Genomic DNA, 23370 nt, shown 5'->3' with positions numbered 1-23370 from the left:
TGCACCGGTTGCATCGCCCGCGACAGGTTTTACTCGCCCACCTGACCGTCGGTCGACTCTCTGAGGATGTCGAGGTGGCCGAGGTGGCGAGCGGTCTCCTCGATCAGGTGGGCGACGGCGTACCGAAGCGTGAAGGTCATGCCGTCCGAGCGGGCGCGATCGTCGAAGGCGGCCGCCGCCGTGATCTCGCGCGAGCGGGCGCATTCAGCCCGGTACGCCGCCAGCACGCTATCGACCGTGTCGTCGGGAGCGATCGGGAAACCGCCGTGCGGATCCTTCTCGGTCCACGGCCACTCGATGTCGAGACCTGCGAAGTCGATCGCGAACCAGAACCGCTCCACCGCGGTCAGATGCTTGACGATGCCCGCCGGTGTCAGTGCGGACGGATGGACCGGTCGGGCGAACGCCTGGGCGTCGGTCAGACCGGTGAGTTTGAGCTCGACGGTTGAGCGCAGGAAGTCGAGCAGGCCGGTGAGCGTACTGCGTTCGTCGGCGTCCTCGGCGGGCCGGACGCGGGTGATCTCGGGCATCGGACCACGCTAAGCGCGACAGAGCTCTGTGAGAAAGGTTGATCGGCGGGGTGTTGCGAGAGTGAATAGGAGTGTGGAGAGTTACCGCAATCTGGTGCTGGCGGGTTCGCTGCTCGTGCCTCCGGCCGTTTGTGCGCTGTTGACCCCGTTTCGCGACAACTTCGACAACGCGAACGCCGCCCTGCTGCTGGTGGTGGTGATCGTCGCGGTCGCGGCGTTCGGCATCCGGCTCGCCGGGGTGCTGGCGGCGGTGTCGAGCGCGGTGTGGTTCGACTTCTTCCTGACCGTGCCGTACAACACCTTCACGATCAACAGCAGCTCCGACGTCGAGCTGACCGTGCTGCTGGTGCTGATCGGCACCGCGGTCACCGAGATCGCGATCTGGGGCCGCAGGCAACAAGCTCGGGCGTCCCGGCATCTCGGTTATCTGGACGGCGTGATCACCACCTCGCAGGCGGTCGCGGCCGGTGGGTCCACGGACGACCTGATCGAGCAGGTGCGCGCCGAGCTGACCGCCGTACTGGGGATCGACGGGGTCAAGTTCGTTGCCGGGGACAAGCAAACGCAGGCGCCGCGGCTGAACGCGGACGGCTCCGTGACGCGCGGCAGCCACGAACTGAAGGTCGAACGCGACGGTCTGCCGACCAACTCCGAGATCGTGCTCGCCGTCCAGCACGCCGGCGAGACGCGCGGCCGCTTCCTGCTCACCGCGGCCGCCCGGATCGTCCGCCCCGACCTCGAGCAGCGCCTCGTCGCTGTCGCCCTGGCGGACCAGGTCGGCGCCGCCCTCTCCAGCCACGAGGCACTGCACCCGCACCTCTGACAGCACTGCGCCGTCCCCTTTGACCGGCCTGCGGGAGCAAGACGTCCCGGGTGGCCGCCGGTCCGGCGTCGTGCCTGCCCATACAGGCACGACGCCGTCAGACCGTGAGCACCATCTTCCCGGCGACGCGGCCGCTCTCGCTGAGCTCATGAGCCTTCGCGGCATGCTCCAGCGGAAACACCTGCTCCACCGCCACCCGCACCTCACCCTCATCCACCAGCCGCGCGATCGCGTCCAGGTCGTCCGTCGCCGGAGCCATCCGGAATTCCTCGTACCGGAGCCCACGAGCCGCGGCCTTCGCACGGACCTCACTGCGGTCCGGGCCGGTCCCGCGGACATCGAGCAGGATGCCGTCCGGTGTCAGTACGTCGAGCGACCGTACGGCGTACTCGGCTCCGATCGGATCCAGTACGACGTCGGCATCGCGGACTGCGGTGGTGAAGTCGGTCGTGGTGTAGTCGATCAACTCGTCGGCGCCGAGCCCGCGCAGGAAGTCATGCTTCACCGCGCGAGCGGTCCCGATCACGTAAGCACCGCGGGCCTTGGCGATCTGGACGGCGAGGTGGCCGACACCGCCCGCCGCGGCGTGGATCAGCACCCGAGCACCCGGCCCGACCTTCGCGATGCCAACCAAAGGCTGGTACGCCGTCAACCCCGCGGTGGGAAGCGCCGCCGTGTGGACCCAGTCGGCCGTGGACGGCTTGCGGGCCAAGCGATCCACGCTCGCGACAGTGAACTCGGCGTACGCACCTCGAGGTGGGTAGACGACGCCGTACAGCTCCTCGCCCGTGTCCTCGCGGATGCCTGCGAAGTCGAGACCAAGGACGAACGGCGGCGGACCGAAGCGGGGGAGCAGACCGGAGCGCACCTTCCAGTCACTCGGGTTCACCCCAGCGGCGCGGACCCGGATCAGGACCTCGCCAGGGCCGGGGGTGGGTCGGTCGACCTCGGCGATCTCGAGGACCTCCGGACCGCCGAACGTGTGCTGGGTGAGGGCGCGCATCGTCATGGCCCCCATCCTCGGCGTTGGTGGTATCCATTGTGAAGAAGGCACTTGTTTGGTATCTAGGTACCTCATGGATACCGCATTCGATGACTGGGTGAAGACCTACGGGCGCGACTGCCCGTCCCGCACGGTCATCGACGTACTGGCGAACAAGTGGGCCCTTTACGTGCTCGGCGCGCTGCGTCGGTTCGACCGCCCGCTGCGCTTCAACGAGCTCCGGCGGCTGCTCGACGGGGTCACCCAGAAGATGCTGACGCAGACCCTCCGCACCCTCGAGCGCGACGGCCTCGTCACCCGCACCCTCTATCCGGCCGTCCCCGTCCGCGTCGAGTACGCTCTCACCCCACTGGGCGTCGAAGCCGGTCACCTCACGACCGCCATCGCCGAATGGTCCGTCACCCACGCCCACCAAATTCACGCCTCCCGCGCTGAATACGACGTACGGGGGTAGGGCTTTCGCATCGGGAATCGATTGTCTCGTGCAACCGTTTTCCTCGGGGGATTTCGGTTGGGGAACAACGCGTCGATTCTCAGATGTTGTTAAGGCTGGGACCGTAGTATCTCGCTACGGCCCCGGATGTGGGTCCCCAGGAGGATGACATGCAGAGCAGTAACCCGGTCCTGAACCGGTCGAGTGCGTTTGCGCCTGGCCACGGCCAGGCGTATCCGGGCGCCGCTCCGTACGGCCAGCCTGGTCCGTACGGCTCCGGCGGGCCAGGTGTCCCGTCGCAGCAGTACCAAGGTGCTCCGGCCGGCAGCCGCCCGATGACGATGGACGACGTGATCGTCCGGACCGCCGCCACTCTGGGCGTCGTGACGGTTGTCGCCGTGATCGCTTGGAACACGATCCCGGTCAGCTTGGTCACCCCGGCGTTCCTGGCCGGTGCTCTGCTGGCCTTCATCCTCGCGATGGTGCTGTCGTTCTCCCGCAAGGTGAACCCGGCGCTGGTGATGGTGTACGCCGCGGCCGAGGGCGTCTTCCTCGGGATCGGCAGCAAGTTCATCGCGAACTGGGTCGGTGACTCGGCCATCATCGTGCAGGCGGTGCTCGCCACCCTGGTGACGGCCGGTCTGACGCTGGCGACGTACAAGTACTTCGCGATCAAGGTGACGCCGCGGTTCACCAGGATGGTGATCATCGCGACGATGGGCTTCGCCGGCGTGATCCTGATCAACTTCATCGTCAGCCTGTTCGGCGTCAACACCGGGATCGCCGGCTTCGGCGTGATGGGCCTGGTGTTCGCCGCGCTCGGTGCCGGACTCGCGGTCTTCAACCTGATCCTCGACTTCGACCTGATCGAGCGTGGTGTCCGCGACGGCGCCCCGCAGAACGAGGCCTGGCGGGCCGCGTTCGCTCTGACCGTCACCCTGGTCTGGCTCTACTGGAACATCCTGCGCATCCTCGCCATCCTCCGCGGTGGCGACTGACCCCGACGAACGAACCGAGGGGCCGGCCCGCGACCTGGGCCGGCCCTTCGGCTTTTCCGGACACTGCGGAACACACAAAGAAGACCCGCCCCTCCACCTGAAAGGGCAGGCCTTCTGTTTTCTCAGACTCCTGTTCGGCTCGTCAGCCCATTCGCCGGTGCGCCTTGACCAAGTCGTACTCGTGGACGATGGCGGTTGCGTGCCCGTGCGCGAGGGCGTACTCGCTGGAAAGCCATCTCACTCTGTCATCGAAGCGCAGGAACGACGGTCCGTCGTTCATCAGCTCGAACCACTCGGTCATCTCGCGTCCGGTGCACCTGGGCACCCTCTCCACCAGACGCTGGTGCGTCTCCTCGGAGTGGCTCAAGCCCATCTTCGCCTCCCGTTTATCGGGGTACCGCGTAGTTATCGACTGTGCACCACGAGGACGCCCACAGGCAAGACCTTCTTCATGTATGTCGCCGCTCAGCGGACGCACAGCCTGAAGAATCCGGGGACCCGGTTCAGTTCCCCACCGGTACGGTGTCCGCGGTCCCCTCGTCGATGCGCTCCACGTCGGCCTCCGGGTGCCGGCGGCGATGGCGGAGGGTGGCCCAGCGTCCGCGCGGACCGCGCTCGTGCCCGGCGACCTCGGTGGCCGCGACCTCGGTCCCCGCGGTCTGCGCGGCCTGGACCGCGGCCTCCGCGATCGGCAGGATCGCCTCGCCCCGGAACGTCTCCGGTGGCACGAAGGACTCCGGCCCGACCCCCATCGCTGCCGCCACCGACGGCAGCAGTGCGGCGGAGGCGGCGGCGTACCCGGTGGCGGAGGGGTGGAAGTTGTCCCGCCCCCACATCGACGGGTTGGTCCGGAACACCTCGCCGAGCAGAGAGCCCAGAGACACGGACCGGCCGCCTGCCTCGACCACTGCGATGGTCTGAGCGGCGGCCAGTCGGCGGCCCCAGGACCGGGCGACCTGCCGCAGCGGCGGCATGATCGTCCGGATCACGCCGAGGTCCGGGCAGGTACCCACCACCACCTCACAGTTCGCGGCCCGCAACCTGCGGACCGCGGTCGACAGCAGCCGCACGGAGGTTGACGGTGGCATCTTCGCCTTCACGTCGTTGACGCCGATCAGGATGACGGCCACATGCGGTCCGGCCTGCAGCGCGGCGTCGACCTGGGCGGCCAGATCGGTCGACTTCGCGCCGGTCTTCGACACGTCGGCCAGCCGCACCGGACGCTGGGCCAGCTCGGCGAGGCCGGACGCCAGCAGCACGCCCGGGGTCTCGTCCGGCGAGTCCGTGCCGTAACCGGCGGCACTGGAATCGCCGATCATGGCGAAAGTGATCGGACGTCCTGGATACCGGCCGAACAGGCCGTCGCCCGGAGTCGGGTAGTAGCGCATCGGTCCGATCACGCGCTTGGCATACTCGGCCTCAGCGGTCAGTACGCCGTACAACGTGGCACCGATGAGCCCGAGTCCCCCGCCCCCCACAGCTGCGGCCTGGGCCAGTCGCTTCGCGGCCCCGACTCTACTCATGAGTCAAGGATTACACGCTGTGACAGCGATGCAAGTGAAAATAGGGGAACGACGCGCAGATCACTACAGTGAAGCTGTGCGCTACGCAGAATCTCTCCTGGACCTGGTCGGCAACACCCCGCTCGTGAAGCTGGGAAAGACGACCGACGGCGCCAAGCCGCTCGTGCTCGCCAAGGTCGAGTACTTCAATCCCGGCGGCTCGGTGAAGGACCGGATCGCGGTCCGGATGATCGAGGCCGCGGAGGCCTCCGGCGAGCTCAAGCCCGGCGGCACGATCGTCGAGCCGACCTCCGGCAACACCGGGGTCGGGCTCGCGATGGTCGCCCAGCAGAAGGGCTACAAGTGCGTCTTCGTCTGCCCGGACAAGGTCAGCGAGGACAAGCGCAACGTGCTCAAGGCGTACGGCGCGGAGGTCGTGGTCTGCCCGACCGCGGTCGCGCCGGAGCACCCGGACTCCTACTACAACGTCTCCGACCGCCTGGTCCGCGAGATCGAGGGCGCCTGGAAGCCGAACCAGTACGCCAACCAGAACAACCCGCGCTCGCACTACGAGACCACCGGTCCGGAGCTGTGGGAGCAGACCGACGGGAAGATCACCCACTTCGTCGCCGGGATCGGCACCGGCGGCACGATCACGGGCGTCGGCAAGTACCTCAAGGAGGTCTCCGGCGGGAAGGTGCAGATCATCGGCGCCGACCCGGAGGGCTCGGTGTACTCCGGCGGCACCGGCCGGCCGTACCTGGTCGAGGGCGTCGGTGAGGACTTCTGGCCGGAGACGTACGACCGGACCATCTGCGACCGGGTGATCGAGGTGTCGGACGCGGACTCGTTCGCGCTGACCCGGCGGCTGGCCCGCGAAGAGGCCATGCTGGTCGGCGGTTCGGCGGGCATGGCGGCCGCGGCGGCGATCCGGTTGGCGCATGAGCTCGACGACCCGGAAGCCGTCATCGTCGTACTGCTGCCGGACGGCGGCCGCGGTTACCTGACCAAGGTCTTCAACGACGATTGGCTGGCGCAGTACGGATTCCTCGCGCACGCCCGGCACGGCGTCACGCTCGGCGAGATCCTGGCCGGCAAGGACGGCAGCCTGCCGCCGCTGGTGCACACCCATCCGCACGAGACGATCGCCGAGGCGGTCGAGATCCTGCGCGAGTACGGCGTCTCGCAGATGCCGGTCGTCCGGGCCGAGCCGCCGGTGATGGCGGCCGAGGTGGCCGGCGCGGTGTCGGAGCGGACGTTGATGGACGCCCTGTACTCCGGCAAGGCGCGGCTGGCCGACATGGTCGAGCTGCACATGGACCCGGCACTGCCGTCCCTGGGCGCCGGCGAACCGGTCACCAAGGCGGTCGAGTTGCTCGAGGGCCGGGACGCCCTGATGGTGCTGGACGACGGCAAGCCGGTGGGCGTTCTGACCCGGCAGGACCTCTTGGTCCACTTGTCCGCCGACTGACTCCCTGACGGGAGACTTATCGGTCTACGACCGAAGGCACGATGGCGAGCAGCGCCATGACCACGATGCCGATCACGACGGCCGCCACTCCGGCGATCTCAAGGATTTCCATACCTCAAGAATCCCTCGCCGCAGCCGTCCGGACATCGGCCCGAGGACCGGTCTTGCCTTCATCCCAAGGTCGTACGGCGAACCCTGCCCCCTCCTCCTTCAGGAGTGCGGGGAAACCCCTAGTGGACCAGCACGAAGTCGGCTGGATCGAGCCGGCGGGTGCGGCGCCAGTAGGAGAAGGTGAACTCGGGCCAGGTGGTCGAGTTGCGGCCGGCGGCGTCCAGGTACCAGCTGTTGCAGCCGGAGTGCCAGACGGTCTCGTCCAGCTCGCTCTGGACCCCGTCGACGAACCGCTCCTGGGCGTCCTCGCGGACCTCGACGTACGACGCTCCCCGGCGCCGCAGCAGGTGCAGGGCCTGCATCACGTAGCGGACCTGGGCCTCGATCATGAAGACCATCGAGGAGTGGCCGAGCACGGTGTTCGGACCGACCAGCAGGAAGAGATTGGGGTAGCCGGCAACGGTGATGCCGAGGTGGGCGCCGATGCCGTTGCGCTTCCAGTGGTCGGCCAGGTCGACGCCGTCCTTGCCCAGGATCGGCATCCGGGTCAGGTTGGCCGACACCTCGAAGCCGGTGCCGAACACGATCGTGTCGCAGGCCCGCTCGGTCCCGTTGCTCGTGACCACGCCGGTCGGCGTGACCCGCGCGATCGGGGTGGTGACGACGTCGACGTTCGGCCGGGTGAGCGCGGGGTAGTAGTCGTTCGAGAGCAGGATCCGCTTGCAGCCGATCTGGTAGTCCGGGGTCAGCTTGGCGCGCAGTTCCGGATCGGCGACCTGCTTGCGTCGGTGCCGTTTCGCCTGGAGTTCAAGGCCTTTCATCAGTTTCGGGTTGCCCGCGAAGCCGGCGCCGCGGCCCTCGAGTCCCCAGTAGACGGCGTTCCGGATCGCCCGCTGCCCGGCCGGGAACCGCTCGTGCAGCCGGCGCTCCCGCGGGCCGATCGGGCGATCCGGCTTCGGGGTGATCCACGGTGGCGTCCGCTGGTAGACGTCCAGCTGGGCGACCTCCGGGGCGATCTGCGGCACGAACTGGATCGCCGACGCCCCGGTCCCGATCACCGCGACGTTCCGCCCGCGCAGGTCGTGCGAGTGATCCCACTGCGCCGAGTGGAACGTCGTACCGCCGAAGGAGTCGAGACCCGGGATGTCGGGCAGCTTGGGCCGGTGCAGGCTACCGACGCCCGCGACCAGGGCCTGGGTCTCGATCGTCTCCGAGCCGTTCACGGTCACGGTCCACCGGCCGGTCGCGTCGTCGAACACCGCCTCGGTGACCTCCGCGCCGTACCGGATCCGGTCCGCGATCCCGTACTTGTCCGCGCAGTGCCGCAGATAGGCGAGGATCTCGTCCCACGGTGCGAACATCCGCGTCCAGCCCGGGTTCTGCTCGAACGAGAACGAGTAGAGGTACGACGGGATGTCGCAGGCGCAGCCGGGATACGTGTTGTCCCGCCAGGTGCCGCCGAGGTCGTCCGCCTTCTCCAGGATGACGAAGTCCTCACACCCGGCCTGCTGCAACTTGATGCCCATACACAACCCGGCGAACCCGGAACCTACGATGACAACCTCAGCCATACTGCCTGAGGTTACCGGCGGGTCACTCGACGGCGGAAGGGTCAGCCGGACGTGAGCCACTCACCAACGCTGACCCTGCTGCTGGGCCGGAGCGTGAATCCGCTGCCTCGCGACCGGTTGGGTGGCGTTGGTGAGTGTCTGGCGTCTGCCGGTCAGACGAGCCGGTGCAGGATCTCGCCGGCATTGGGTATGACGAGCGTGCCGGGGTCCTCGTCGTACGCGGCCAGGTCGACGGTCGCGGGATCCAGGTAGCCGAGGTTGGCCCGACGGACGACGTCCTCCGGGATGCCGGTGGCGAGGGTGACCCGGACGCGGAGATGCTCGCCGGTGGCGGGATCCCAGCTGCCGGCGCCGCGCAGGTGGGTCGAGTGCGCGAGTACGCCCCAGTGCAGTTCGCGGAACTGGTCCCACTGGCCTAGGAAGTAGTCGCGGCAGTGGTAGCCGATCTCCTCGATCTCCGGGTGCATCGCCGCCAGTTGGGTGACGTGCGGGGCGTAGAGGATGACCTCGCCGCCGTCCGCGACGATCGGCTCGACCTTGTAGAAGCCCTTGGCCGCGGTCCAGATGTCCTGGTACTTCGACGGCATCACCGACACGACTCGTTCGACCGGGTGGTCGACGTACCGGACGTGGGTCTGCGCGGAGATCTCGGCGGCGGCCTGCCACGACGAGATCGTGTCGCCGAAGGCGATCGCGTGCAGGGCGTCGGTGCCGGACTGGGCGACGACGGACAGCGCGAGTTTCTCGGCCGGGATCATCGCGGCGGCCTCGTCGATGAGCGCGCGGACCGGCGTGGTGCCCGGCGTACCGATGATGCTTGCGCTGGTGATCAGAGCGCCGAGCCAGTGACTCAGATCGATGACCTCCTGGCCCGCGACGCCCGGGAAGAAGTACTTGTTGCCGCCGGAGAAGCCGACGACTTCGTGCGGGAACACCGGTCCGACGACGAGCGCGACGTCGTGCTCGACCACGGCACGGTTGAGCCGCACCGGGACCTCGTCGCGCAGCATCTCGTCGGAGATCTCACCGACCCGGTCCGAACTGATCGTGCCGAGCTCGGTGAAGGTGTCGGGCTTCCACCATTCGTGATTGATCACGTTCGGGTAGTCGGCGCCGAGGTGCTCGCGGAGCTGCTCGGGGGTCATCTCCGCATGGGTGCCCAGGGCAACCAAGATGGTGAGCCGGGAGACGCGGCCGTCGAGCGCACCGTGGACGGCCCGCAGCAGCAGCGGCAGCGGGCAGCTGCGAGTGGCGTCCGGGACGATCACGCACACGCTGCGCCCCTCGAGCCCCGCACCGGCCAGCGACCCACGGACGAAGCCGATCACCTCGTCCTCGGTCAGGACCCCACCCGCACCACCTAGTACGTCGACCATGACTGTCAGCCTAGGCGTTCTCGTCCCGTCGTTGACCGGTGCGTGCCTGGTTTCCAGCTGTGACCGGCTGAGAGCCCTTGGTAGGCAAGGGGATCCCGTCATCGCGGGGTAAGCGTCCAAGCGTTGACCGGGTCGGGGTGGCGATGGACCATCGGTGGATCACCTGGGGGAGTGTGAGCGAGGGGGAGTTCCACCATGTCCGAGACGATCGAGTGGTCGAGACCGCAGGGTTTCGGGGGCGTGCTGCTGCGAGCCGGCGACGCGGCGTACGACGAGGCCCGGACGGTCTTCAACGGGATGATCGACAAGCGGCCGGCGATGATCGCGCAGTGTGAGTCGGCGGCCGACGTCCAGGCGGCGGTGCGGTACGGCGTCGGCCAGGGCCTGGAGGTCGCGGTCCGCGGCGGCGGTCACGGGGTGGCCGGCACGGCGGTCACCGAGGGTGGTCTGGTCGTGGACCTGCGCCGGATGAACAGCGTCCAGGTCGACCCGTTCGCCCGGATCGCGCGGGTCGGCGGCGGTGCGACCTGGGGTGATGTCGACCGGGCCTGTCAGAAGTACCTGCTGGCGACGACCGGTGGGCGGGCGTCGACGACCGGGGTCGCCGGGCTGACCCTCGGGGGCGGATCCGGGTGGCTGGAGCGGAAGTTCGGGCTCGCGTGTGACGCGCTGATCTCCGTGGAGCTGGTCACGGCGGACGGGCGGTTGCTGATCGCGGACGAGACGAAGAACGCCGAGCTGTTCTGGGCGCTGCACGGGGGCGGCGGGAACTTCGGAGTGGCGACCTCGCTGACCTTCCACCTCAAGCAGTTGCCCACGACAACGTTGGGGTTGCTGATGTGGCCGGCGTCGATGGGTCCTGACGTGCTCCGCGCGTACCGGGATCTGATCGAGCAGGGCGCACCCGACGAGCTCGGCGGCGGCGTGATCTATCTGACCGGACCGCCGGAGGAGTTCGTGCCCACGCACCTGCACGGGGAGCTGATCGTCGGTGCGGCGGCGATCTACGCCGGCAGCGAGGCGGAGACCCGTGAGGTGTTCGCGCCGTTGTTCGCGCTGGCCCCCCAGGCCGAGATGGTCGCCGAGATGCCGTACGCCGACATCCAGTCGGCACTCGACGATCCGCCAGGCTTCCGCAACTACTGGTCGGCGGAGCATCTGTCCGCGTTCCCGGATGCGGCGGTCACGGCGTTCGCCGACCGGGCGCAGGACATGGTCTCGCCGTCACCGTCGCAGCAGGCGATCGTGCCGTGGGGCGGTGCCGTACGGCGTGGCGCCGAGAAGTGGCCGCAGCCGCATCGCCAGGCCGCATGGGTGGTCCACCCGTTCGGGCTGTGGTCGGATCCGGCCGACGACACGCGGGGGATCAGATGGGCGCGGGACGTCTGCTCGGACCTGCAGGAATGGTCGACCGGGTACGTGTACCTGAACTTCATCGGGAACGAAGGACAGAACCGGGTGATCGCGGGCTTCGGCCAGGAGAACTACGACCGGCTGTCCCGGGTCAAGTGCGAGTACGACCCCGAGAACGTCTTCCACCTCAACCAGAATATTGAGCCGGGCTGGCCTCGTTAGGCACCCGCGACCACTGCACAGCGGCGACCGCCGCGTAGGTGATCGCGCCCAGCGGGACGGACCATAGGTGGAAGAAGGGCAGCTGGCCGGTGAGCGCGGTCGCCGCGAAGATCACCCCGAACACGGTGACTCCGGCGACCGTCCCGCGCCGCCTGCCGTCGAGCGCCGTACTGGGAAGTGGGCCCATGTGCTGATCGAGCAGGACGCAGAGGCCACTCAGACCGGTGATCGTGACGACGATGAAGAGGACGCCGCCGGCGATGCCGCCGAAGACGATCGCGGTCGCGTTGAGGAACGTGAGCACCGCGACCACGACGGCGATGTCGAGCGCGCCGAAGGTCAGCTGGTTGAACTTGCGTCGTCCGAGGTTGACGTCGCCGGCCGCCCGGATCGGGCCGGGGTCGCCGGACAGGCGCCGTACCGTCAGGACCAAGCCGGTCAGCAGCACGACGAGGATCAGTACGCCGGTCACGGACAGAACCGCCGACCGCGCCGGGGACATGAACTGACGGACGTCGCCGTCGAAGACGCAGCTCGCCGCCGGTGGGAACCACCGCGTCCGCACGGTCACGTCCGCACTGTCGGCAGCCGCTGGAAACTTGTGCGTGCAGGCCTCGGTCGGATCGAACCAGCTCGGCATCGAGAGCGTCACCGCCGCAGACCATGCGAGCGCCAGGATGAGCCCGATCGCCAGCAAACTCCCCGCCCTGCGCCTGACCAGCTCCATGCCCCAACCCTCTCACCACTGCTGGGGTGCCTAAGGACAGGAAGTAGTCCCCTTCGGCAGTCGTTGCCCCGCTGCGTTCGCACGGACCAGACCCGCTGCGCCGCACTACCTCCTGTCCTTACGACCTCGATAGTGGGGGGCATGACGTACGAAGGCTCCTACTTGTGGCAGTTGCGGCAACACGTCGGGTCTCGGGTGGTGCTGATGCCCGGTGCCCAGGTGTTGGCGGTCGATTCCGCCGACCGAGTGCTCCTGCAGCGAAGTCGGGATTCCGGGTTGTGGGAGCTGCCCGCGGGGGCCGCCGAGCCGGGCGACAGCTTCCGGTCCGCGGCGGCACGTGAGTTCCTCGAGGAGACCGGGCTGGTGGTCGCGGAGGCGGACCTGGTCCCGTTCGCCAGCCTGTCGGAGGCCGAGGTCCACACCCTGACCTATCCGAGCGGCGACGTCCTGCACTGCTTCGCCGTGTGCTTCGAGGCTCGCCGCTGGACCGGCGACCTGCGTCCTGCGGCGGACGAGGTGCTGGATGCGGCCTTCTTCGATCAACCACCGGCGGACCTGCATCCGCCGACTCGGATGGTGCTGGAGTTGTACGCCGCCTTCCGCGCGTCGGGGGTTTTCCAGGCCCGCTAACGGCGAGCGACGGTGATGATGTTCTCGCTGGCGGAGGTGAGTGGGCCTCGGGACCAGTCGCCGTACTGCGCTTCGATGGTGAAGCCGGCCTTGGTGAGTACGGCGTTCAGCGTGTCGACGCCGGGGAAGTTGAGGCTGGCGCGGTCGGTGCGCAGCGGGGTGTCGTCGCGGAGCGCGGTCGTCTCGGTGAACGTGACCACGTCGCCCTCGACCTTCTCGACGTGGTAGATCATCCGGAGTTCGCGTCCGTTGTGGTCGACGACGTCGTACGGGTTGGTGGGGTTCCACGACTCCCACTCGCGGACCTCCGGGTTGCGGGTACCGAAGACGAACCGGCCGCCGTCGACGAGCGCTTCCCGGATCCGGTGCAGCGACTCCTCCAGGTCTGTCACCAAGAACTGGAACGCGTTGCTCGCCATGATCGCTCTGTCGAACTCACCCACCCAGGCGATGTCCGCGGCCTTCCCCTCGACCCACTCCGCATCCGGCACTCGCCGCCGGGCCCGCTCGAGCATCGACACATCGGGATCGATCCCCGCGAACCGCCCGGTGTGACCTTCCGCCCGCGCCCGCGCGAGCAGCACGCCCGTCCCACACCCCACGTCGAGCACACTGCCTGCATCCATCACGAAGGACAGGTAGAAGTCGTCGCTCTTCCCCCACCGGTTGAGCAGGTCGTAGAGCTCGGCAGCATCCGCGTCGGAATATCCCACCGTCCTACCCTCTCCCGGCTCGCAAACGATTTTTGCTCCCTGGCGCCCGGGATCGCAGCTGGTCGAAGGCTGTTGTGCGGTTGCCGCGCGCAAGCTCTCGTCGGCGCAGCTCGGGGAGTGAGCACCTGACTCCGACGAAGTACACGGGAAGGTACGACGCGCCCGTCGGTGGGCCCAGGGAGCTGGAAGGCAGCCTGGGCCCGGCGACGTGTGACTCAGTGGCTGGAGCGGGCGGCTTGTTCGATGACCTTGGTGATGGGGCGGGGGTTGGTGATCAGGCCGAGGTGGCCGTCGGGAATTCGGGTGATGGTGGAGTGGGCTCGGGTGGCCATGAACAGCTGGGCCTTCGGCGTGATGATGAGGTCGCTGGTGCCGAGCACGTACCAGGACCGGATCGTCAGCCACGCCGGCGTACCTGACACGCCGTTTCCGGCGGCGAGCGTGAGGGGTCGCTGCGCGGGATAGAGGTTCTCGGCCTGGCGGCGCGGGACCCCGGACGCGAACGAGTTCACGAAGGTGTCGTGCTTGAGGTAGAGGTCGACGTCACCGGCGGGCGCGCCCGGGTAGGGGACGAAGTCGAAGACGGTGCTGGGATCAGGGACGGCCAGGGCGGAGTCGGCGCCGGCCAGCGGGAAGATCGACTCGTCTGCCGCGGGGGCGAAGGCGTCGACGTAGACCAGGGCCTTGACGTTCGGATTGCCGGTCGCCGCGTTGGTGATGACGGCCCCGCCGTACGAGTGCCCGACCAGGACGATCGGTCCGGACAGAGTGGAGAGGAAGTCCTTGATGGTCGCGGCGTCGTTGGGCAGGCTGCGCAGTGGGTTCGGTGGTACGCGCACTGTGTAGCCGTCGTCCAGGAGGCGGCTGGTGATCTTGGCCCAGCTGGATCCGTCGGCCCAGGCGCCGTGCACCAGCACGATGGTGGGTTTCGGGCCGCTGGGGTGGGACGCCGCGGCGGGCGTCACGGCGGTCAGTACGACGGCCAGGACTGCTGCCAGGATGGTGAACACCCGCAAGAGAGCTGGACGCGGTCGATCGCTGTACATCCAAAGGTCCTTTCGTCAGGCGACTGTCGCCGGGAGGGCGTCGAGCGTGACGAAGCCGTGTGTGATTGCGGTACGGCGCACAGTTGTACGCCGTACCGCGGTCGAGCAAGGGATTACGACTGCAGGAACTCGAGCAGGTCGGCGTTGATCACGTCGGCCTGGGTGGTCGGCATGCCGTGCGGGAAGTCCTTGTAGGTCTTGAGGACCCCGTTCTTCAGCAACGCCGCCGACTTCGGGCCGGATGCGACGTACGGAACGATCTGGTCGTCCTCGCTGTGCATCACCAGCACCGGGATGGAGATCTTCTTCAGGTCTTCGGTGAAGTCGGTCTGGGAGAACGCGACGACGCCGTCGTAGTGAGCTTTCGCGCCGCCCATCATCCCCTGGCGCCACCAGTTCGCGATGATCGCCTCGGAGGACTCCACGCCCGGCCGGTTGAAGCCGTAGAACGGTCCGGTCGGCAGTGCGCGGTAGAACTCGGAGCGGTTCGCCGCGAGTTGGGCCTGCAGGTCGTCGAACACGTCCTTGGGCAGGCCCTCGGGGTTGGCGTCGGTCTTCACCATCAGAGGCGGTACCGCGCTGATCAGCGCGGCCTTGGCGGCGCGGCCTTCGCCGTGCCGGGCGAGGTAGTGCGTGACTTCGCCGCCGCCGGTCGAATGGCCGACGTGAATGGCGTCGTGCAGGTCGAGATGTTCGACGACCGCGGCCAGGTCGTCGGCGTAGTGGTCCATGTCGTGACCGTCGGCGGTCTGCGTGGATCGCCCGTGACCGCGGCGGTCATGAGCGACGACGCGATACCCCTGCTGCAGGAAGAACAGCAGCTGATTGTCCCAGTCGTCGGCCGACAGTGGCCAGCCGTGACTGAACACGATCGGCTGACCGCTGCCCCAGTCCTTGTAGAAGATGTCGATGCCGTCGCTGGTCGTGATCGTTCCCACGTGTGTTGCCCCCTCGAAGTGCGTCATCCAGGCATGACTCGATGGGACGTCGGGCAGGCTTCGCAAACGCCCGACGTCTTGGGCTTCGCACCGATCGTCATCGGCCCGAAACCCTTTGTCAGCAACAGGTTCGGTGGCCTCACCACCCCCACGTCACCTTAGCCCGCGACCGCCGATGCCGGTAGCTATTGGGACACGGCTCAGGGGAGTAGACGGGCTTGCTCGCGGAGGTAGTCGCCGGCCGACGTCGGCTTGATGCCGCGCTGCCGCAACGGCTCGTCGTCGCACTGCGACTCGTGGAGGTCCTGGAGAAGACCCGCGCCGAAGATGGAGGCGAGAGCGTCGTTCCGCTTGTCGAGCAGACGGATCGCGAGCCGGGCGACCGACCGGGGCAGGTGCTGCACCTTCATCCGGCGATGGGTGAGTTCCTCCGCCATCGAGGCGGCTTCGTTGCGACTGATGGCCTCGGGGCCGCCGAACTCGACGACGGCGGGTGGATCGGTCTCGACCGCTACGGCGGTGACGAGTGCGGCGACGTCGTCGGTGCCGACCCAGCGTCGCTTCGTGTCGCCCTTGCCGATCACCGCGATCTTGCCCGCGCCCATGTCGAAGCGTCCCAGCGGTGCCAGATGGACCTCCTGGAACGCGTCGGGCCGGACGACCACGGTACGCATCGCCGACCTGCTCAGTCGCTGTTCGGTCGCCAGTTTGGCGCGCTCCAGCGGCGTACCGATGGCGGCGTCCGCGCCGGCATACGAGACGTACACGAACCGCTCCACCCCGGCGGCCTCGGCCGCGTCGACCAACGACGCCATCCCCACCTCGTCGGCCTCGTAGATCGACGGCGTACGTGCTCCGGCGAGTCGGCGTCCGATCACGGTCGCTGTCGCCACGACCGTGTCGACTCCCGCGCAGGCGGCACGGAGGCTCTCCGGCTGGGTGAGATCACCGCGTACGACGTCGACGCCGATCTCGAGGAGGCCGGAGTCGTCGGTGCCCGGGCGGACCAGGCACCGGACGGCGTTCCCTTGTGCGCGCAGGCGCCGTACGACGCGATGCCCCAGATCTCCGGTTCCCCCGACAACGAGCAACATCTCACTCACCACCCCTTCACGACCACGCTCGTACGTCCGGACTCCAGAAGCCAGCGTCTTTCGTAATAGAGGTCAAATGCTGTCCTCCATGCCTCGTAGGCTCGGGGTATGACAGCGAACGAGCAGACCCTGATCGGTGAACGTGTCGACATCGTCGACCTCCTCGCCAAGCACCGCTACTTCCTGCGCCACACCGCGCAGGGCCTCTCCGACGAGCAGGCGAACACCCGCAGTACGGTCAGCGCCCTGACGGTCGGCGGCCTGATCAAGCACGTCACCGCGGTCGAGCGGACCTGGGCCGACTTCACCCAGGGAGGCGGCGGCAAGGAGGTCTCCGAGGAGATCGAGTACACCCCGGAGATGATCGCCGCGTGGGAGAACCAGTTCCGGCTCGCCGAGGGTGAAACGCTGGCCGGCGTACTCGCGGAGTACGAGAAGGTCGCCGCGGCCACCGACGACCTGGTCCGTACGCTCGACCTCGACGCCAGCTACGAGCTCCCGGCCGCGCCTTGGCAGCCACCGGGTGTCTTCTGGACGGTGCGCCGGGTCTTCCTGCACATCGCGGCCGAGACCGCCCAGCATGCTGGCCACGCCGACATCATCCGAGAGACGATCGACGGCCAGAAGACGATGGGCTAGCCGGAGGACTTTCGTGGACGAATACGCGATCAGGGCGCTGCGGGATGACGACCCGGAGGTGATCTCGGCCGCGTTCACCGCGCTCGGCTGGGACAAGCCGGTGGCGCAGTACGAGACGTATCTGGCTGATCAGCGGGCCGGATCGCGTGACGTGCTGGTGGCAACCGTTGCGGACGAGTTCGCCGGATATGTCACCGTGCGGTGGGAGTCGCCGTACGAGCCGTTCGACGGGATCCCGGAGATCGCCGACTTCAATGTGCTGCCGAAGTTCCGGCGGCGGGGGATCGGGAGCGCTCTGATGGACGCGGCCGAGGCGGTGGTTGCCGCGCGATCGGATGTGGTGGGTATCGGTGTCGGGCTGTACGCCGACTACGGCACCGCGCAACGGATGTACGTACGCCGCGGCTACCTACCCGACGGCCGCGGCCTGGTGTACGACGGCAAACAGGTCCCACCGGGTGAGCTGGTCCGCAACGACGACGCCGCCAACCTGATGTTCACCAAGTCCCTCCACGGCTGAGCGGGACGTCGGTTCACACCGGCGTCCCACTCGCTGAAATCACTCGGTCGGGGGACGCTGCCCATGTGACGGACACGACGGTGACGGACCCAGATGGTTAGGGTAGCCTCAGCTGTGTGATCGTCTGCCACTGCGAGGTCGTCAGCGACCGGGACGTCCGCGAGAGCATCGCCGACGGCGCCCGGACGGTCGCGCAGGTCTGCGGGGCGACCGGGGCGGGACGGAACTGTGGTGGCTGCGTCTTCTCGTTGAAGCGGTTGCTGTGCCAGCATGGGAGGTCGGTCTCGGCACCCTCGTTCACGGAGGTCGCAAGTGCAACCGGTTGACCCGCGCGTCGTCGTACTGCTCAACGAGGCGCTGACACTCGAGCTGACGGTGATCAACGGGTATTTCCTGGAAGCCAGGATGCTCGACAACTGGGGATTCGGCCGGCTGGGCAAGGCCTTCTACGACCTGTCCATCGACGAGATGAAGGATGCCGACGAGCTGATCAGCCGCATCCTGCTGTTCGACGGTCACCCGAACCTGCAGAAGCTCGGTGCCGTCACAGTCGGCGAGGACGCCCAGGAGATGCTCCGGCTGGGACTCGAGGGCGAGCTCGCCGCGGTGGCGCAGTTCAACGCGGGCGCGAAGGAGTGCCACGGCCTCGGCGACCACGGCACCGCCGCGGTGTTCGAGGAAATGGTCCGCGACGAGGAGAAACACGTCGACTGGTTCGAAAGCCAACTCGACGCCATCGAGCGGATCGGCGTCCAGCAATACCTCGCCCAACAACTCGACCCCGGCAAGTAACCCCGCCGAATCACGAAGGGCGCCACCCATAGGTGACGCCCTCCGTCGCTCCTCAGTTCACTGACTCAGTTTGGTGAGTCTGGTGTACCAGTTGCCGAGGCTGGTGCGCGTGCCTCCGCAGCTTCCGAAATTCGCCAGGGTCGGCGAGGGGAAGTACTCCGCGAGTGTGCACGTCTGGCCGATGTACTCCGACGCCAGCCAGATGTTGCCGCCGTCGGTCACGGCGGCGCCGTAGTCACCCCAACGGGTCCGCGGCGGATCTCCGACGAACGCCTTGTACGACGTGAATCCGTCAGCCGGCCCGAGGCCCGCGGCCACGAGGTGGATCGACCCCACCGACCCGCTTTCGTCGATGCGGACGTAGCCCGCGCTCGGGAAGTTGGTCTCGCCGAGCACCGAGAACGCGATCGCACCCTTGCCGGCCGGGGTGAAGGCGATGGCCGGCATGGTGAGGTTGTTGTTCGCGAGGGCGATGTAACCCTGCTTGGTCACCCGTCCCTCGATCTTGCCGGCGCCGTTGATCTTCGGGCTCACCGCGAACCAGGCGATGCCCGCCTTGAGTTCGCCGTTCACCCTGACCGCCGTACCGGAGGAACCCCACAGAGTGCCGTTGACGTACCAGGTCTGCTGCATCCGCGAATCCAGCGAGTCCGGTGTGGACTCAACCTCGTTGTGGGCGGGTTCGTCTGCGGGGAGGAAGAAGGCCTGCCAGCATCCGGGGCCGAACGGTGTCGGCATCGTCGTGTCGTTGATGCAGTCACCCAACGGGATGTTGCCCGGCTTCTGGTCCGACTTCGGCGGGACCACGTACGTCTGGCTGTTCGTCAGCCGGCTCGTGATGCCGAGGTTCGGAGCCGCGGTGTTCAGCGACGCGGTGTTGGTGATACCCCAGATGCCCAGCCGGCGCGCGGTACCGGTCGGGTTGCCGGTCTCGCTGCCGTCACCGGCGATCGTGCTCAACGCGTACTCCGTGCCGTTCCGCTCGCTGGAGTACTCCCCGGCCGGCGAGTTGGCCGGCCAGACGGTGAAGCCCGGCGAGCCGTCGACGGCGAGGTTCTCGACCAGGGTCAAGTTCACACTGGCCGGGTGGCCGGCGAGCTGGGCCTTCGAGAACGCGAAGATCTGCGCGGCGTTGAAGTTCGGCCCGAACAGGTCGTACTCGTTGGTCGACACGTACACGCCGTTGGCGTCCTGGCCGATGTGCGGGTAGTCCTGGAAGCACGGGCCGTGGACGACACCGTCAAGGGTGCAGCCGTGGTCGGGTGTGCCGTCGGTCCCGTCGTTCTGCGCCGGGACGTGGTAGATGGTCCAGGTTCCGAGCGGGTTCGCGGTGTTGGACACGGCGAGGTCGATCGTGTTCTTGCCGGTGAAGTCGCCGTTCGGCAGGCTGCCCAAAGTGGTGAGGACCACCATGAAGCGCTGGTTGTCCGGGTCGTACAGGCAGACCGGGTCGATGACCTGCGGCCCGATCACGCCGGTCGTGCGGTTGATCGCGGGCGGGTAGCCGAAGAATGTGTTGAGGTCCTGGACCCCGCTCAGCGCGGCGGCGTTCGCGGAGCTGTGGACCCGCAGCACGCTGTTGACAGCCTCGACGGCGAACCCGTTACCGACACACAGCGCCTGGTCGGGTGGCTCGAGCGAGAACTGGTTACCGCCGTTGGCGAGGCGCTGGTCGCGGTGGGTCAGGCCGTTCACACTCGCCAGGACATCCGGGTTGGAGCCGGCCACGGCGCTGGACGCGACGACTGGCGCGTCGAGTGGTTTCTTCGGGAACTTGCCGTTCTTGAAACCCGGGCGCGGACGGGTGAACTGACCAGCCTCGCCGGCGCCTTCCTCCTCTGCCCTGCCTCCGGGCCGCAGCTCCGGCTGCTGGAGACCGTCGATTCCCAACGGACGCGTCTGGATGCTCGTCGTTCCGCCGCTGGGGATCGCGCGCGTACCTCCGGCGGCCGCACCCAACGAGGTTGTCGGGGTGATCAGGCCGGCGGAGATGATCAGGGACGCAGTTGCCAGACCCACCGCTCTGCGGCGGGTCATCTGAGAGGTGAACTTCATGGGTTGCCTCCATGCTGATCGCGTGCCACTGGAGTGACGACCGAACGTCAGCACGTCGGCACCCCCGCGATGCAGTGGTCGGCTTGCCGCACCCCGAGTTGCCCGTTCGCCAAGCTTCACAGCCATTTGAGACCTGAAAGGCGCCGGGCGCAAGAACACGGAGCCTTCAGAACGTTGGCGCCATCGGCCGGCGACTCGGAGAAGGAGCGTCCTTCTCCGAGTCGCGGCGAGTGGTTACGGCGTCGGATCGGCGTACTGCCCTCCGAAGATGTCGCTGTTGCCGAACGTTGCCGGGCAGGTGCCGAGCACGTTGGGCGGGCTCACCGGGCTGGCCGTGTACAGCGAGGCCCGGTAGGCGTTGATCGAGTCGCACGGAGCCGCGTCGCGGGTGTCGTTCCAGACCGCGACCGCGAAGTCGTTCGTCGCCGCGGCGTACACGTAGTCACCGAGGAACTCCGAGATCAGGGCGTTCGCGCTGCTGCCGCGCGGATCTCCGACTGGAGTCCGTTCGAGCACCGACCAGCCGGTGGGTACGCCGTTCACCACGTTCGCATGCAGTACGACGCCGACCAGCCCACGTGGACTCGTGGTGTCGTTGCGATATGGCGTGGTGAACGCGTTGTAGACGACGTACAGATCCGACCCGTCCGGAGACACCGCCGGTGCACTGTAGACCGGCCGGTCGCCGGCAGCGATCGGCACTGCGAGCGGCGTGGCCCAGGCCTGTCCGGCGTTCCGCGACCAGGTCAGCATCAGTTGCTCGTGGTTGAGACCCAGCCGGCCATCGGCCCAAGTCATGAAGATCTCGTTCGTACCACCGGTCCCAGTGGGCCGGGCGTTCGCGATGTCGACGTTCGGTCCGCCGGCCAGGTCGACCCGGGCCCCGGCGATGCCGTCCATCACGGGACGTCCCTCTACCGGGTCGAAGACACCCGGCTTCACAACGGGCGTGACCAGGAACGGTCCCTTGAAGTGCGCGCCGCCGTCGGTGGACCGGTACATCATCTGGAAGTTGGTGCCCTGTCGGGTGCCGACGCCGAAGACGTAGACCGCGCCCGTGCTGTCCGTACGTACGACGCAGCCGTCGGGCTGGCTGTTGATGCCGTTGCTCGTCGCCGGTCCTACCTGACGAGTGGTCCAACTGGTTCCGCCGTCAGTGGATGTCGCGACGGTCAACGGTACCGGGAGCGCGTGCCCCTTCTCTTGGCTGCGGAACGACGCCCAGCACACGTAGACGTGGCCGAAGAACGGGCTGCTCGAGGCGTTGTCGGCATAGACCTGCTCCTTGTCCGAGAACGTCGTCGAGGACTGCTTGGAGATGATCACCGGCGCCCGCCAGGCGGAGGCGTTGTTCGCCGACGCTCCACGCACGTCGTCGGTGGTCGACACCGCGATCGCCTCGAAGCCGCGGAAGGTCTCGAGTTGCCGGGTGGCGCCGAAGTTCGAGGTCAGGTTCGCGTAGTACAGCCGCGACCCGTTGCTCCACGAGAAGGTGCCGCCGGGACCAGGCCGGGGGCCGAACGCCACTGCCGGGTCACCGTCGGACACCAGCCCGGCTTCGAAGTAGTGGGGTAGGGTGCCGATCGGGCCTACGCGCGGGGTGCAGACCGCCGGACCGAGGCAGTGCCGGGCGCTCCACCCGGTGTACGTCGGCTGTGTCCAGGCCCCGCCGTTGAACGAGAAGTACACCCCGGACACGCCGACCCCGTTGGTGAACGGGCAGGTCGACGGGTCGCCTGCCGCGCAGGACTCCATGTCGATCTCCTCGTTCGCCCCGGCGACCACGACGCCAGGGTCGTGTGCGTCGATGGCGACGGCCGGCTCGTTCTGCTTGTTCTGCGAGAACGGCGTCGACGGGCTACCGACGGTGACCTCAGAATCCGCCGGTGAGGCAGAAGCAGCGACGGCGGCTCCGGCGAAGGCGGCTGCGAGTGCAGCGACGGAAGCGATGATGCGGCGTGATGCGCCCATGATCCCTCCCCGGGAACGACCATCGGCCCGGGACCGTTTCCCGGCCCGTCTGGACGCCTCGACACTGCACCCACAGCCCCCACCACACAACACCTCAACCCCCGGCGAGGGCGGTCAACCTCCGGACAGACTGGCTGGGACGTTGACACGCCCTCGGTGGTGCGGAGCATGGGGTGCGGGGGAGGTGCCGTGTTCGTTGCATTGCCTGGGCGCCGGTCGTACGACGGCTTGTGGTTCGTGCTGTTCGTCGTACTTGTCTTCGTCGGCTCGGCCGTCGTATCGCTGCCGGAGTCCGATCGCCCGGCGGAGGCCATCTCGTCGTTCTATCAGGTGCACCGCAGCGCCGTTGTGATCACGCAGGCCGTCGGGCTGGCGGCGGTCGTCGTACTGCTGATGGTGCTCGCGGTCCTTCTGCGCTGGGTCGGTGGTGGGTGGCCGCTGTTGATCAGCGGCGGGCTCGTCGCACTCGCGAGCCTGGGGACCGCCGTGCCGGTGCTGGTGCTCGCTCTCGATGACCGGCTCGGTGCGTCCGGCACCATATCGGCCGCTCGTTGGGCTGACTGGTCTGACGACGCGTTGTTCATCACGATCGCTTTGTTCGTCGGCGTTGTCGCGACGCGGATGCAGACGTCGGCCCTGCGAGTGTCGTGCATCGTCGTCGCCGTTGCTTGCGGGCTCCGCGGCGTCGGGGCTCCGCTCGGCTTCCATGCCCTCGACGTCGTCGCCCCACTGATGTTCCTGATCCTGATGATCTGGCTGGGAATCGCCCGTTTGAGAACCAGTCCTGCGATCCGATCCGAGTAGTTCTTGTGGAGGTACTGCTGGTGGTAGCAATACCGCCAGGGCGAAGAA

25 protein-coding genes are annotated in these 23370 nt (G+C 67.9%); 11 read left to right on the top strand and 14 right to left on the bottom strand.

Annotated elements, in window-relative coordinates; all coding sequences use genetic code 11:
• Positions 1 to 29: 29 nt before the first annotated feature.
• Positions 30 to 530 (bottom strand): DinB family protein, encoded by a 501-nt coding sequence (locus OG558_RS02910; protein ID WP_405068819.1) that lies wholly within the window; start codon positions 528 to 530, stop codon positions 30 to 32.
• A gap of 61 nt (positions 531 to 591) precedes the next feature.
• Here OG558_RS02910 and OG558_RS02905 point away from each other — a divergent pair, with 61 nt between their 5' ends.
• On the top strand, positions 592 to 1353 hold the full coding sequence (locus OG558_RS02905; protein WP_329481429.1) for a DUF4118 domain-containing protein: 762 nt from the start codon (positions 592 to 594) through the stop codon (positions 1351 to 1353).
• A 97-nt stretch (positions 1354 to 1450) separates the two neighbouring features.
• Here OG558_RS02905 and OG558_RS02900 read toward each other — a convergent pair whose 3' ends face one another.
• Complete coding sequence (locus OG558_RS02900) at positions 1451 to 2362, bottom strand: NADP-dependent oxidoreductase (RefSeq protein ID WP_405068818.1); 912 nt, start codon at positions 2360 to 2362, stop codon at positions 1451 to 1453.
• A gap of 91 nt (positions 2363 to 2453) precedes the next feature.
• Here OG558_RS02900 and OG558_RS02895 point away from each other — a divergent pair, with 91 nt between their 5' ends.
• Both OG558_RS02895 and OG558_RS02890 read left to right on the top strand, forming a co-directional pair.
• Positions 2454 to 2810 carry a winged helix-turn-helix transcriptional regulator gene (locus OG558_RS02895; RefSeq protein ID WP_405068817.1) on the top strand — a complete coding sequence of 119 codons (357 nt, stop codon included), beginning with the start codon at positions 2454 to 2456 and terminating at the stop codon, positions 2808 to 2810.
• Between the two features lie 149 nt (positions 2811 to 2959).
• Positions 2960 to 3787, top strand: a complete 828-nt coding sequence (locus OG558_RS02890; protein ID WP_329481426.1) for a Bax inhibitor-1/YccA family protein — start codon at positions 2960 to 2962, stop codon at positions 3785 to 3787.
• Between the two features lie 142 nt (positions 3788 to 3929).
• Here OG558_RS02890 and OG558_RS02885 read toward each other — a convergent pair whose 3' ends face one another.
• Both OG558_RS02885 and OG558_RS02880 read right to left on the bottom strand, forming a co-directional pair.
• The gene (locus tag OG558_RS02885; protein ID WP_405068816.1) at positions 3930 to 4160 is read right to left on the bottom strand and encodes a DUF4287 domain-containing protein; all 231 of its coding nucleotides are present in this window, start codon (positions 4158 to 4160) and stop codon (positions 3930 to 3932) included.
• A gap of 130 nt (positions 4161 to 4290) precedes the next feature.
• Positions 4291 to 5310, bottom strand: coding sequence for an SGNH/GDSL hydrolase family protein (locus OG558_RS02880; protein ID WP_405068815.1), 1020 nt, complete (start codon positions 5308 to 5310; stop codon positions 4291 to 4293).
• A 76-nt stretch (positions 5311 to 5386) separates the two neighbouring features.
• On the opposite strand from OG558_RS02880, the gene OG558_RS02875 reads away from it, so the two are divergent.
• A complete protein-coding gene (locus OG558_RS02875) occupies positions 5387 to 6760 on the top strand; it encodes a cystathionine beta-synthase (protein WP_405068813.1) in 1374 nt (457 codons plus the stop codon).
• Between the two features lie 230 nt (positions 6761 to 6990).
• Here the strand turns inward: OG558_RS02875 and OG558_RS02870 are convergent, their stop codons facing one another.
• Together OG558_RS02870 and OG558_RS02865 are read right to left on the bottom strand one after the other, a co-directional pair.
• Positions 6991 to 8442 carry a flavin-containing monooxygenase gene (locus OG558_RS02870; protein ID WP_405068812.1) on the bottom strand — a complete coding sequence of 484 codons (1452 nt, stop codon included), beginning with the start codon at positions 8440 to 8442 and terminating at the stop codon, positions 6991 to 6993.
• Between the two features lie 152 nt (positions 8443 to 8594).
• Entirely contained in the window at positions 8595 to 9818 is a 1224-nt protein-coding gene (locus OG558_RS02865) for a lactate racemase domain-containing protein (protein ID WP_405068811.1), read from the bottom strand.
• Between the two features lie 195 nt (positions 9819 to 10013).
• On the opposite strand from OG558_RS02865, the gene OG558_RS02860 reads away from it, so the two are divergent.
• The gene (locus tag OG558_RS02860) at positions 10014 to 11393 is read left to right on the top strand and encodes an FAD-binding oxidoreductase (RefSeq protein ID WP_405068810.1); all 1380 of its coding nucleotides are present in this window, start codon (positions 10014 to 10016) and stop codon (positions 11391 to 11393) included.
• On the opposite strand, the gene OG558_RS02855 is transcribed toward OG558_RS02860, so the two are convergent.
• Complete coding sequence (locus tag OG558_RS02855) at positions 11359 to 12120, bottom strand: hypothetical protein (RefSeq protein ID WP_405068809.1); 762 nt, start codon at positions 12118 to 12120, stop codon at positions 11359 to 11361. The genes OG558_RS02860 and OG558_RS02855 overlap by 35 nt on opposite strands.
• Before the next feature lie 141 nt (positions 12121 to 12261).
• Between OG558_RS02855 and OG558_RS02850 the strand changes: the two genes are divergently transcribed.
• On the top strand, positions 12262 to 12750 hold the full coding sequence (locus OG558_RS02850; RefSeq protein WP_405068808.1) for an NUDIX domain-containing protein: 489 nt from the start codon (positions 12262 to 12264) through the stop codon (positions 12748 to 12750).
• Here the strand turns inward: OG558_RS02850 and OG558_RS02845 are convergent.
• The 5 genes from OG558_RS02845 to OG558_RS02825 all read right to left on the bottom strand — a co-directional run bounded on the left by OG558_RS02845 (position 12747) and on the right by OG558_RS02825 (position 16541).
• Positions 12747 to 13463, bottom strand: coding sequence for a class I SAM-dependent methyltransferase (locus OG558_RS02845; RefSeq protein WP_405068807.1), 717 nt, complete (start codon positions 13461 to 13463; stop codon positions 12747 to 12749). The two genes, OG558_RS02850 and OG558_RS02845, sit on opposite strands and share 4 nt — an antisense overlap.
• Positions 13464 to 13467: 4 nt before the next feature.
• Positions 13468 to 13608 carry a hypothetical protein gene (locus OG558_RS02840; RefSeq protein ID WP_405068806.1) on the bottom strand — a complete coding sequence of 47 codons (141 nt, stop codon included), beginning with the start codon at positions 13606 to 13608 and terminating at the stop codon, positions 13468 to 13470.
• Positions 13609 to 13678: 70 nt separating this feature from the next.
• The gene (locus OG558_RS02835) at positions 13679 to 14509 is read right to left on the bottom strand and encodes an alpha/beta fold hydrolase (RefSeq protein ID WP_405068804.1); all 831 of its coding nucleotides are present in this window, start codon (positions 14507 to 14509) and stop codon (positions 13679 to 13681) included.
• A gap of 113 nt (positions 14510 to 14622) precedes the next feature.
• Complete coding sequence (locus tag OG558_RS02830; protein ID WP_405068803.1) at positions 14623 to 15447, bottom strand: alpha/beta fold hydrolase; 825 nt, start codon at positions 15445 to 15447, stop codon at positions 14623 to 14625.
• Between the two features lie 200 nt (positions 15448 to 15647).
• Positions 15648 to 16541: an SDR family oxidoreductase gene (locus tag OG558_RS02825; protein ID WP_405072104.1), complete on the bottom strand. Its 894-nt coding sequence runs from the start codon at positions 16539 to 16541 to the stop codon at positions 15648 to 15650.
• A gap of 108 nt (positions 16542 to 16649) precedes the next feature.
• Between OG558_RS02825 and OG558_RS02820 the strand changes: the two genes are divergently transcribed.
• The 4 genes from OG558_RS02820 to bfr all read left to right on the top strand — a co-directional run bounded on the left by OG558_RS02820 (position 16650) and on the right by bfr (position 18492).
• Positions 16650 to 17180 carry a DinB family protein gene (locus tag OG558_RS02820; RefSeq protein WP_405068802.1) on the top strand — a complete coding sequence of 177 codons (531 nt, stop codon included), beginning with the start codon at positions 16650 to 16652 and terminating at the stop codon, positions 17178 to 17180.
• Between the two features lie 13 nt (positions 17181 to 17193).
• Positions 17194 to 17700 (top strand): GNAT family N-acetyltransferase, encoded by a 507-nt coding sequence (locus OG558_RS02815; RefSeq protein WP_405068801.1) that lies wholly within the window; start codon positions 17194 to 17196, stop codon positions 17698 to 17700.
• A 116-nt stretch (positions 17701 to 17816) separates the two neighbouring features.
• Entirely contained in the window at positions 17817 to 18026 is a 210-nt protein-coding gene (locus OG558_RS02810; RefSeq protein WP_329481412.1) for a (2Fe-2S)-binding protein, read from the top strand.
• Positions 18013 to 18492, top strand: a complete 480-nt coding sequence (gene bfr / locus OG558_RS02805) for a bacterioferritin (RefSeq protein WP_405068800.1) — start codon at positions 18013 to 18015, stop codon at positions 18490 to 18492. Before OG558_RS02810 ends, bfr begins: the two co-directional genes overlap by 14 nt.
• Positions 18493 to 18549: 57 nt before the next feature.
• On the opposite strand, the gene OG558_RS02800 is transcribed toward bfr, so the two are convergent.
• On the bottom strand, positions 18550 to 20547 hold the full coding sequence (locus tag OG558_RS02800) for a hypothetical protein (RefSeq protein ID WP_405068799.1): 1998 nt from the start codon (positions 20545 to 20547) through the stop codon (positions 18550 to 18552).
• Between the two features lie 234 nt (positions 20548 to 20781).
• Positions 20782 to 22518: a sialidase family protein gene (locus OG558_RS02795; protein ID WP_405068798.1), complete on the bottom strand. Its 1737-nt coding sequence runs from the start codon at positions 22516 to 22518 to the stop codon at positions 20782 to 20784.
• A gap of 189 nt (positions 22519 to 22707) precedes the next feature.
• On the opposite strand from OG558_RS02795, the gene OG558_RS02790 reads away from it, so the two are divergent.
• Positions 22708 to 23322 (top strand): hypothetical protein, encoded by a 615-nt coding sequence (locus tag OG558_RS02790; RefSeq protein ID WP_329481408.1) that lies wholly within the window; start codon positions 22708 to 22710, stop codon positions 23320 to 23322.
• Positions 23323 to 23370: the final 48 nt, after the last annotated feature.

The organism is Kribbella sp. NBC_01510, from assembly GCF_045040325.1.
Classification (GTDB): Bacteria; Actinomycetota; Actinomycetes; order Propionibacteriales; family Kribbellaceae; genus Kribbella.
This window is presented reverse-complemented; position numbering and strand designations above follow the sequence as displayed.

Excerpts from the sequence above, each read along its gene's own strand:
- OG558_RS02910 (WP_405068819.1), bottom strand. The coding sequence starts at position 530 with ATGCCCGAGATCACCCGCGTCCGGCCCGCCGAGGACGCCGACGAACGC.
- OG558_RS02900 (WP_405068818.1), bottom strand. The coding sequence starts at position 2,362 with ATGACGATGCGCGCCCTCACCCAGCACACGTTCGGCGGTCCGGAGGTC.
- OG558_RS02890 (WP_329481426.1), top strand. The coding sequence starts at position 2,960 with ATGCAGAGCAGTAACCCGGTCCTGAACCGGTCGAGTGCGTTTGCGCCT.
- OG558_RS02885 (WP_405068816.1), bottom strand. The coding sequence starts at position 4,160 with ATGGGCTTGAGCCACTCCGAGGAGACGCACCAGCGTCTGGTGGAGAGG.
- OG558_RS02880 (WP_405068815.1), bottom strand. The coding sequence starts at position 5,310 with ATGAGTAGAGTCGGGGCCGCGAAGCGACTGGCCCAGGCCGCAGCTGTG.
- OG558_RS02870 (WP_405068812.1), bottom strand. The coding sequence starts at position 8,442 with ATGGCTGAGGTTGTCATCGTAGGTTCCGGGTTCGCCGGGTTGTGTATG.
- OG558_RS02865 (WP_405068811.1), bottom strand. The coding sequence starts at position 9,818 with ATGGTCGACGTACTAGGTGGTGCGGGTGGGGTCCTGACCGAGGACGAG.
- OG558_RS02860 (WP_405068810.1), top strand. The coding sequence starts at position 10,014 with ATGTCCGAGACGATCGAGTGGTCGAGACCGCAGGGTTTCGGGGGCGTG.
- OG558_RS02855 (WP_405068809.1), bottom strand. The coding sequence starts at position 12,120 with ATGGAGCTGGTCAGGCGCAGGGCGGGGAGTTTGCTGGCGATCGGGCTC.
- OG558_RS02850 (WP_405068808.1), top strand. The coding sequence starts at position 12,262 with ATGACGTACGAAGGCTCCTACTTGTGGCAGTTGCGGCAACACGTCGGG.
- OG558_RS02835 (WP_405068804.1), bottom strand. The coding sequence starts at position 14,509 with ATGTACAGCGATCGACCGCGTCCAGCTCTCTTGCGGGTGTTCACCATC.
- OG558_RS02825 (WP_405072104.1), bottom strand. The coding sequence starts at position 16,541 with ATGTTGCTCGTTGTCGGGGGAACCGGAGATCTGGGGCATCGCGTCGTA.
- OG558_RS02820 (WP_405068802.1), top strand. The coding sequence starts at position 16,650 with ATGACAGCGAACGAGCAGACCCTGATCGGTGAACGTGTCGACATCGTC.
- OG558_RS02800 (WP_405068799.1), bottom strand. The coding sequence starts at position 20,547 with ATGAAGTTCACCTCTCAGATGACCCGCCGCAGAGCGGTGGGTCTGGCA.
- OG558_RS02795 (WP_405068798.1), bottom strand. The coding sequence starts at position 22,518 with ATGGGCGCATCACGCCGCATCATCGCTTCCGTCGCTGCACTCGCAGCC.